The 9,048-nt window shown below is 69.0% G+C and carries 6 protein-coding genes and 2 pseudogenes; 2 read left to right on the top strand and 6 right to left on the bottom strand.

The genetic code is table 11. From position 1 onward, the window contains the following. From ACWELJ_RS31840 to alaS, 4 genes and pseudogenes are all read right to left on the bottom strand, one after another. Positions 1 to 396 (bottom strand): annotated as a pseudogene (locus ACWELJ_RS31840) (hypothetical protein); the annotation flags it as partial. Next, positions 386 to 1,885 (bottom strand): endolytic transglycosylase MltG, encoded by a 1,500-nt coding sequence (locus tag ACWELJ_RS31835; RefSeq protein ID WP_452369786.1) that lies wholly within the window; start codon positions 1,883 to 1,885, stop codon positions 386 to 388. The gene ACWELJ_RS31835 and the pseudogene ACWELJ_RS31840, both read right to left, overlap by 11 nt. Next, positions 1,882 to 2,406 carry a Holliday junction resolvase RuvX gene (ruvX, locus tag ACWELJ_RS31830; protein ID WP_452369785.1) on the bottom strand — a complete coding sequence of 175 codons (525 nt, stop codon included), beginning with the start codon at positions 2,404 to 2,406 and terminating at the stop codon, positions 1,882 to 1,884. Before ruvX ends, ACWELJ_RS31835 begins: the two co-directional genes overlap by 4 nt. A gap of 120 nt (positions 2,407 to 2,526) precedes the next feature. Then, positions 2,527 to 5,193 (bottom strand): alanine--tRNA ligase, encoded by a 2,667-nt coding sequence (gene alaS, locus ACWELJ_RS31825; RefSeq protein ID WP_452369784.1) that lies wholly within the window; start codon positions 5,191 to 5,193, stop codon positions 2,527 to 2,529. A gap of 71 nt (positions 5,194 to 5,264) precedes the next feature. On the opposite strand from alaS, the gene ACWELJ_RS31820 reads away from it, so the two are divergent. After that, entirely contained in the window at positions 5,265 to 5,924 is a 660-nt protein-coding gene (locus tag ACWELJ_RS31820; RefSeq protein WP_452369783.1) for a CatB-related O-acetyltransferase, read from the top strand. A gap of 88 nt (positions 5,925 to 6,012) precedes the next feature. Here the strand turns inward: ACWELJ_RS31820 and ACWELJ_RS31815 are convergent, their stop codons facing one another. Then, the gene (locus ACWELJ_RS31815; protein WP_452369782.1) at positions 6,013 to 7,371 is read right to left on the bottom strand and encodes a replication-associated recombination protein A; all 1,359 of its coding nucleotides are present in this window, start codon (positions 7,369 to 7,371) and stop codon (positions 6,013 to 6,015) included. Between the two features lie 60 nt (positions 7,372 to 7,431). Next, complete coding sequence (locus ACWELJ_RS31810) at positions 7,432 to 8,601, bottom strand: phosphotransferase family protein (RefSeq protein WP_452369781.1); 1,170 nt, start codon at positions 8,599 to 8,601, stop codon at positions 7,432 to 7,434. A gap of 196 nt (positions 8,602 to 8,797) precedes the next feature. Here ACWELJ_RS31810 and ACWELJ_RS31805 point away from each other — a divergent pair. Then, positions 8,798 to 9,048: pseudogene (locus ACWELJ_RS31805) on the top strand (hypothetical protein); the annotation flags it as partial.

The following is a 9,048-nucleotide window of genomic DNA, read 5'->3' as shown; positions in this document are numbered from 1 at the left end:
GCGACGCCCTTGGGGCGGCCGGTGGAACCGGAGGTGTAGATGACGTAGGCGACGTGGTCGGGGTGCAGCGCCGCGCACGCCGTCCACGTCGGTGCAGTCGGCGCGCCAGCCGGAGTCGGTGCGCACCAGCGTGTTCGCCGACCCGACCAGTTCGGCGCGCTCGGTGCGCTCGTCGGCGTATCCGAGCGCGGCGACCTTGCCGGGCATGGTCACCGACAGGCCCACCCACTCGGGGCCGAGCCCGTCGACCAGCCCGGGCAACTGCTCGCCGGTGCACTCGATGCGCTCGTAGCTCCAGTCCAGGCCGAGCGCCCGGTAGGCGGCCAGATGCAATTGCGGCGACCGGGAGTGGGCGATCGGGCTGCCGAGCACGGCGGCCCTGCGCTTACCGTCCACTGTCGAGAATTCCACTCTGCCTGGCCTTTTCGATATTGCGCAGGTGCTCGTTGTAGTTCTCGGTGAACAACGTGGTGCCCTGCTTGTCGATGGTGACGAAGTACAGCCACGGGCCGGGCGCGGGATTCTCCATGGCGCGCATGGCTCCCAGCGACGGCGCCGAGATCGGCGTCGCGGGCAGGCCCGGCATGGCGTAGGTGTTCCACGGCGTCTTGTGCGCGCGGTCGGAGTCGGTGGTGGCGACCTCGGTCTTGTCGAGCGCGTAGTTGACGGTGGAGTCGAACTGCAGCGGCTGCTGCACGGCGAGCCGGTTCACGATCACCCGCGCCACCTTCGACATGTCCTGCGGCAGCGCCTCACGCTCCACCAGCGAGGCCGCGATCAGCGTGTCGTAGGCGCTCAGGCCGTTCGCCGCACCGGACTGCATGAGCCCGGACGCCTCGTAGCTGCTCGCGCTCGCGGTCACCAGCTGCTTGAGGATGTCCTGCGCGCTCGCGGTGGGATCGAAATCCAGGGTGCCGCCGGCGATCAGGCCCTCGAGCTGACGGGAGCGGTCCGGCACGGTCTTGACCCGCTCCAGCGCCCAGGTCGGAACCCCCAGCGCCATCGGATCACTCGTGGACCCGGCCTGGTCGAGCTGCTCGTAGGTGACGCACTTGGCGGCGCTGCCGGCGCCGACACAACTGGCCTCGGCGATCTTGCGGTAGATGCCGTCCTTGCGGGCGCCGGTATTGACGTCGCTGGAGTCGTGCAGCTGACGCCCCTCGGAGATGACCACATTGCCGACCCGGGCGTCCTTGCCGAACAGCGCGGTCACCGCTTCGGCGCCCTTGCTGTGACTCGGGATGGCGTAGTACCCGGGCTGGATGGAGTTCATATTGGTATTGCGCACGGCCGCTTCGTAGAACGCGCCGCTGCTGGCCACCACGCCCTTGTCGGCCATGGTGTCCGCGATCTGGGTCGCGGTGTCGCCGGGCTTGATCTGGATGATCGCCAGCGGCCCTTGCGGTCCGGAGAAGTCCTCGGGACCGCTCAGCTTGCCCAGGAACTTCCAGCCCGCGAAGCCGACCGCGCCGACGAACAGGACCGCGAACACACCCGCGATGACGAACAGGTTGCGGCGACGACGCTTGCGCTCGGCGGCTTTCCGCGATGCCATGCGAGATCGCTTGGGCCGCTGCCCCTTGGCTCCGCCCGACCGCGCACCCGCGCGACCCGGCCGCTCGGTGCGGCGGCCGCGTTCGGTCCGGCCGCGCTCGGTGCGCTGGGGCGCGCTGCGGCGCGGGGGTTCCGGGTCCAGCGGCGGGTTCTCGTCGAACTCCTCGCCCGCGTAGCGCTGATCCTCGTAGAGCTCGTCCTCGTAGCGCGGGATGACGGTGGTGTCGTCCTCGTAATCGTCCGCCTCGGACCAATCCAGATCGTCGCGGCGATAACGCCGTTCGGCGTTCTGCCGGTAGCGTTCCTCGGCCCGCGTCCAGCGGTCGGTCATGCGTCCTCACCACGCGGCTTCAATAGGGCACTCCGTTCGTCCAACCATCCTTGCAGGATCGACACGGCGGCGGCCTGATCGATGACCTGCCGCTGCCCGCGTGCGCGAACTCCACTGTCTCGCAACGCACGTGCAGCAGACACCGTAGTCAACCGTTCGTCGGAAAGTCGCACCGGCACGGGCGCGATGAGGTTCCGCAAACGTCCCGCGAAGGTGGCCGCCAGCTTAGCCGACGAGCCGCTTTCTCCGCGTAAGGTGCGCGGCAAGCCGACGATCACTTCGACCGCCTCGTACTCCCGCACAATCTCGGCAATCCTGGCCAGGTCGGGTGCGAGGGTTCCGGGCGCGACCTTCTTGGCCTTGGGCACGGTTTCGACCGGGGTGGCGAGCAGACCGTCGGGATCGCTGGAGGCGACGCCGATCCGGACCGATCCGACATCGATGCCGATCCGGCGGCCACGCCCCGGATCGGCCTCGGCGCTGGGCCGCTCGGACGCGAAGCCGCGCCCATCCGCGGACACCCCGGACGCCTCGGTGGGCGTCCGGGCAAATCCGGAGGAATCTCCCGAATCAGTCCGTGCGACGGCCGGCTCCGGCCGCGATGTCCCCGGCTCCGGCCGCGATGTGTCGGAGTCGTCCATCTAGCCGGCGAGCTCGGCGACCCGCGACCGCAGGGCGGCCAGGCCCGCCTCGATGCCGGACGGATCCGAGCCCGCGCCCTGCGCCATCTCCGGCTTACCGCCACCGCGCCCGTTGATCGCCGGACCGAAGGCGGACACCAGGTCCCCGGCCTTGATGCCGAGTTCCTGGGCGGCCTTGGTGACCGCGGCCACGAACGGCACCTTGCCGTCGGCATTGCCGAGCAGCACCACGATGGCGGGCTCGGAACCGAAGCGGCCCTTGATGTCCGCCACCAGGGTGCGCAGATCGCCCGCGCCCACCCCGGCCGGGGCGGCGGCCGCGACCAGCAGCACTGTGCCGACCCGCTGCGCCTGCTCCACGAAGGTGCCCGCGCTGGACAGCACCGCGGCCATCTTGGTGCGCTCGAGCTCCTTCTCGGCGACCTTGAGCCGCTCGACCAGCTGCTCGACGCGGCCGGGCACCTCTTCGGAGGGCACCTTCAGCGAGGAGGCGATGCCGGCCAGCAGCGCGCGCTCCTTGGCCAGGTACTTGTAGGAGTCCAGGCCGACGAAGGCCTCGACGCGGCGCACACCGGAACCGACCGACGACTCGCCGAGCACGGTGATCGGGCCGATCTGCGAGGAGTGCGCGACGTGGGTGCCACCGCACAGCTCCATGGAGAACGGTCCGCCGATCTCCACCACGCGCACCTCGTCGCCGTAGTTCTCGCCGAACAGGGCCATGGCGCCCATCTTCTTGGCGGAGGTCAGGTCGGTGACGAAGGTGTTGACCGGGAAGTCGTCGGCGACGGCGTTGTTGGAGACGGCCTCGATCTCCGCCTTCTGGTTCTCCGTCAGCGCGCCCTGCCAGTTGAAGTCGAAGCGCAGGTAGCCGGGCTTGTTGAGCGAACCGGCCTGAACGGCGTTGGGGCCCAGCACCTGTCGCAGCGCGGCGTGCACCATGTGGGTGCCGGAGTGGCCCTGGGTGGCGCCGTGGCGCCAGGTCGGGTCGACCTGGGCCAGCACGGTGTCGCCCTCGGTGAGCTGACCGGCCTCGATGGTGGACTTGTGCACCCACACCTTCTTGGCGATCTTCTGCACGTCGTTGACGGTCACCTTGAGCCCGTGCGAGGAGCTCAGCGCACCGCGGTCGGCGATCTGGCCGCCGGACTCGGCGTAGAGCGGGCTGCGGTCCAGGATCACCTCGACGTCCTGCCCGGCCTCGGCGACCGGCACCCGGACGCCGTCCTTGATCAGGGCGAGCACGGTGGCCTCGGTGGCCAGCTCGTCGAAGCCGGTGAACTCGGTCGCGCCGCGGTCCACGAACTCCTTGTAGACGGTGAGGTCGGCGTGCGCGTGCTTGCGCGAGAGCGCGTCCTCCTTGGCCCGCTTGCGCTGCTCGGCCATGAGCGAGCGGAAGCCCTCCTCGTCGACCTGCAGGCCGGCCTCGGCGGCCATCTCCAGGGTCAGGTCGATCGGGAAGCCGTAGGTGTCGTGCAGGGTGAAGGCGTCGGTGCCGCTGATCTTCTTGCTGCCCTTGGTCTTCACCTCGTCGACGGTCTCGTCGAACAGCTTGGTGCCGGTGCTCAGGGTCTTGAGGAACGCGGCCTCCTCACCGACGGCGACATTCTCGATGCGCTGGAAGTCGGTGAGCAGCTCCGGATAGGACGGCGACATCAGGTCGGCGACGACCTTGATGAACTCGCCCATCACCGGCTGGTCGGCGCCCAGCAGGCGGGCCGAGCGCACGATGCGGCGCAGCAGGCGGCGCAGCACGTAGCCGCGGCCGTCGTTACCGGGGTTGACGCCGTCGCCGATCAGCATGGCGGCGGTGCGGGCGTGGTCGGCGATGACGCGGAAACGCACGTCGTCGGCGTGCTCGACACCGTAGGAGCGGCCGGTCAGCTCCTCGGCCTTGTTGATGATCGGGCGCAGCAGGTCGGTCTCGTAGACGTTGTCGACGCCCTGCAGCAGGAACGCGACACGCTCGACGCCCATGCCGGTGTCGATGTTCTTCTTGGGCAGCGGGCCCAGGATCTCGAAGTCGTCCTTGCCGCGTCCCTCGCCACGCTCGTTCTGCATGAACACGAGGTTCCAGATCTCGAGGTAGCGGTCCTCGTCGGCCTCGGGGCCGCCCTCGACGCCGTACTCGGGGCCGCGGTCGAAGTAGATCTCCGAGCACGGGCCGCACGGGCCGGGGATGCCCATGGACCAGTAGTTGTCGGCCATGCCGCGGCGCTGGATGCGCTCGTCCGGGACGCCCAGCTCACGCCAGATCTGCTCGGCCTCGTCGTCGTCGAGATAGACGGTGACCCACAGCTTCTCGGGGTCGAAACCGTAACCGCCGTCCTCGACCGAGTTGGTCAGCAGCGACCAGGCCAGTTCCATGGCCCCGCGCTTGAAGTAGGCGCCGAAGGAGAAGTTGCCCGCCATCTGGAAGAAGGTGTTGTGGCGGGTGGTGACGCCGACGTTCTCGATGTCGCCGGTGCGCACGCACTTCTGCACGCTGGTCGCGGTGTCGAAGGGCGGGGTCTGCTGACCGAGGAAGTACGGCACGAACTGGACCATGCCCGCGTTCACGAACAGCAGGTTGGGGTCGGCCAGGATCAGCGAGGCACTGGGTACCTCGGTGTGTCCGGCCTTTACGAAATGCTCCAGGAAGCGCCGTCGAATCTCGTGGGTCTGCACAGGTATCCAGCCTACCGTTCCGAGTCCAGGGAGTTTCCACCCACCACCGGGCGATAGCTACCATCGCCTGGGTGACTGTGATCCCCGACCCATCCCAGCTCTTCCCGCTGCCCCACGCGCACCGGACCATCTTCCTGAAACCGCACGTCACCTCGCCGAACATCGAGGTCGGCGACTACACCTACTTCGACGATCCGGTGGCGGCGACGGCCTTCGAGACTGAGAACGTGCTGTACGCGTTCGGGCCCGAGAAGTTGATCATCGGCAAATACTGCGCCATCGCCAGCAACACCCGGTTCATCATGGCCGGGGCCAACCACCCCACCGCGGGTGTGTCCACGTTCCCGTTCACCATCTTCGGCGGCACCTGGGCCGAGGAGACCATGGACATCATCACCTCCATCCCGTCCCGGGGCGACACCGTGGTCGGCAACGACGTGTGGTTCGGCTACAACAGCCTGATCATGCCGGGCGTGCGGATCGGCGACGGCGCGATCATCGCCACCGGCGCGGTGGTCACCGCGGACGTGCCGCCGTACACGATCGTCGGCGGCAATCCGGGGCAGGTGGTCAAGCAGCGCTTCAGCGACGCCGAGGTGGCAATGCTGGTGCGCGCGGCCTGGTGGAACTGGCCGCCCGAACTGATCACCGAACATGTGCGGGACATCATGGGCGGGACGCCCGCCGATATCGAGCGGATCGCCCGCCACAACGACCTGCTCATGGACTGACCTGCGGCGCAGACGGTTTCGGGACGCGTCGCGCGACCGTTTTGGCAGTCACTGCAATTCGGCGCGCGGCGCACCCTCGCCCGGGCCGCTATCGGCCCCGGACGATGCGGCGGAGTTTGGTCACGCGCGGGCCGACTTCGCGTTCGTAACCGTGATCGGTCGGGTGGTAGTAGTCGGTGCCGACCAGTTCGTCGGGCGGATATTGCTGGCCGAGAACGCCATCCGGGTGATCGTGCGGGTATTTGTAGCCCTGGGCGTTGCCGAGCGCGGCCGCGCCGGCGTAATGGCCGTCGCGCAGGTGCGGGGGCACCGCGCCCGCCTTGCCCGCGCGCACGTCGGCCATGGCCGCGCCGATGCCCTTGACCACCGACCCCGATTTCGGGGCGGTGGCGATGTGAATCGTGGCCTGGGTCAAGGCCAATTGCGCCTCGGGCATACCGACCAGCTGGACCACCTGGGCGGCGGCGACCGCGGTCTGCAACGCGGTGGGGTCGGCCATGCCGACCTCCTCGCTGGCCTGGATCATCAAGCGGCGGGCGATGAATCGCGGATCCTCGCCGGCGCTGATCATGCGGGCCAGATAGTGCAGCGCGGCGTCGACGTCGGAACCGCGCAGCGATTTGATGAAGGCGCTGATCACGTCGTAGTGCTGATCGCCGGAGCGGTCGTAGCGCACCGCGGCCTTGTCGACGCTGGCCTCCACCAGTTCCACACCGACGGTGCCGTCGAGGGAGGATTCGGCCGAGGCCTCCAGCGCGGTCAGCGAGCGCCGCGCGTCGCCGCCGGCGATCCGCACGATGTGGTCGAGGGCCTCGTCGGTGACCGTGTACTCCCCCGCCAGCCCACGCGGATCGGCGATGGCACGGGTCAGCACCTGACGGATCTCGGCCTCGGACAGCGACTGCAGTTGCAGCACCAGCGACCGCGACAGCAGTGGAGACACCACGGAGAACGACGGGTTCTCGGTGGTCGCCGCGACCAACAGCACGATCCGGTTCTCCACCGCCGCCAGCAACGCGTCCTGCTGGGTCTTGGAGAACCGATGCACCTCGTCGATGAACAGCACGGTCTGTTCGCCGACGGTGAGCCGCCGCCGCGCGACATCGATAACGGCGCGCACTTCCTTCACGCCCGCCGACAGCGCCGACAACGCCTCGAACCGGCGGCCGGTGGCCTGCGAGAGCAGCGAGGCGAGGGTGGTCTTGCCGGTGCCGGGCGGACCGTACAGCAGCACCGACGCCGCACCCGATCCCTCGATCAACCGGCGTAGCGGCGAGCCGGGACCGAGCAGATGCTGCTGGCCCACCACCTCATCCAGGGTGCGCGGACGCATGCGCACGGCCAGCGGCGCGAAGCGGTCGTCGGCCGCGGGTACGCGTACCGCGCTCGCCGCGAAGTCGTCGGCGACGGCCTGCATGCCCGGTGCGTCGAAGAGCCCATCACTCACGCCCCGAACCCTACCGATCGGCTCCGACACCATCGCTGACGGCGACACCGTGGAGGAGGACTATTCCTCCCAGTGCTCTTCGAGCGTCGCCGAGACGTGTTCGGCGAAGTCGCCGAGGGTGTCGTCGCCGGTGCAGCGGGCGTCCTCGGCGAGGGCGGCCCAGCGGTTGATCAGGGCGGCCGACCGCGGGATCGACAGTCCGTGCTCGCGGGCGGCGGCGATGCGGGCGTGGTCGGCGGGCAGGAACCAGTAGGTGGACAGCCACACCCAGATGAGCCGGGCCTCGAGAATGCGTTCGGCGAGCACGGCGTCGTCGGCCAGCGCGGGCCAGACCGCGACCACCTCCGAGCGCCACGCCTCCACCATCTGGCGGGCCCGTTCACGGGAGAGCTCGAAATCGCACAGGCAGCCCGGGAACGAGACCAGCGCGTAGGCGATGTCGAGGGTGGCGTCGCGGAAGCCGCCCCACTCGTAGTCGAGGAAGCGGGCGCCCTCGTCATTGAGGATGACATTGTCCGGGCACAGGTCCGAGGGGCTGAACGCGCGGTAGCGGCCGGCCGAGAACAGGCGGTTGCCGCGCACGATGCGTTCGGCGATCTCGCCGGGCACCTCGATGCCGAGTTCGCGCTGCAGCATGACCGGCACCTCCGCGACCGCGGACTCGGCCTGCTGGGCGATGCCGTCCACCCGGTGCACCACGTCCACGCGGCGCAGCAGGGCGACGAAGTCGGCTTCGCGGCCGACGGTCGCGGCGTGCATGCGGCCCAGCGCCTGGGCGAACGCCATGAGCGCGTTGCGCTTGTTGGGCTCGACGCCGGACTGCAGGACCGCGGTGAGCGAGAGGTTCTCGCCGAGGTCGCTGAGAATGAGCAGGCGGCCGGGCAGGCTGTAGCCCAACAAGTAGGCGCCGGGGCGATGGTCACGACCGAGGGCGGTGGTGAATTGGTACGAGACCGCCTCGCGGAGGAATGCGGAGTCGATGCTGGCGACCCCCGGCGCCATGCCGCCGGTACGTCGCTGCGACGCCGGACCCGCTACCTGCTTCACAATGAGTGTGCGAGGGAGCGAGAAGGCGTTCTCCGCAACGCGGACACGTAGGACCGTCGTCCTACCACTGCCGCTGAGTTCCATGGGGTCACTCAGCTTTACCGCAGCACCCATTCGCTTTGTGAGCAACTGTTGTGCCGCGGACACGACTTCGGCGGCGCGTTCGGCCAATAGTGCGGTCATCGGAACCCAAGGTACTCCCGCCAGGTCACTTTCAGCGAGCGGTTGCACAACCTTTCGCGCGTCGGACGGCGTGTCTTTGTGAAGGGTTTGCCCACGCGGCGCTGGTTGCTTGACACAACCAGCGGGGTCTAGTTGTCTCATGAATCAACTGCTGTGCGCCACACCGTAAACCGGGAAATGTGAAAGGCTTGCGACCATGACTGGCACGCCGCCCTCAGCACCGTACGACCCCTCCGGCGACTGTCCCGTCGCCCCCGGCGGCGAGCAGCATCCTTCGCATACCGGACAACACCAAAACCCCGAGCACGCACCGGTTTCCGGCGGCGCCGAGCCCGGTCCCGCGCCCGCGCGCCACCAGTTGCCCGGCCTGGCCGGGTATCCGCAGTTCGACGGACCCGGCGCCGCGCAGTACGGCAGCGAGCCCGTGGAGCCTCCGCCGGCCCTGCC

The organism is Nocardia sp. NPDC004582 (assembly GCF_053602115.1).
The sequence above is the reverse complement of the archived record's forward strand: the minus strand, read 5'-3'. Positions and strand labels throughout refer to the sequence as shown.

What these genes read in the sequence shown, in the direction of transcription:
- ACWELJ_RS31835 (WP_452369786.1), bottom strand. Translation starts at nt 1,885, where the DNA reads ATGACCGACCGCTGGACGCGGGCCGAGGAACGCTACCGGCAGAACGCC.
- ACWELJ_RS31810 (WP_452369781.1), bottom strand. Translation starts at nt 8,601, where the DNA reads ATGACCGCACTATTGGCCGAACGCGCCGCCGAAGTCGTGTCCGCGGCA.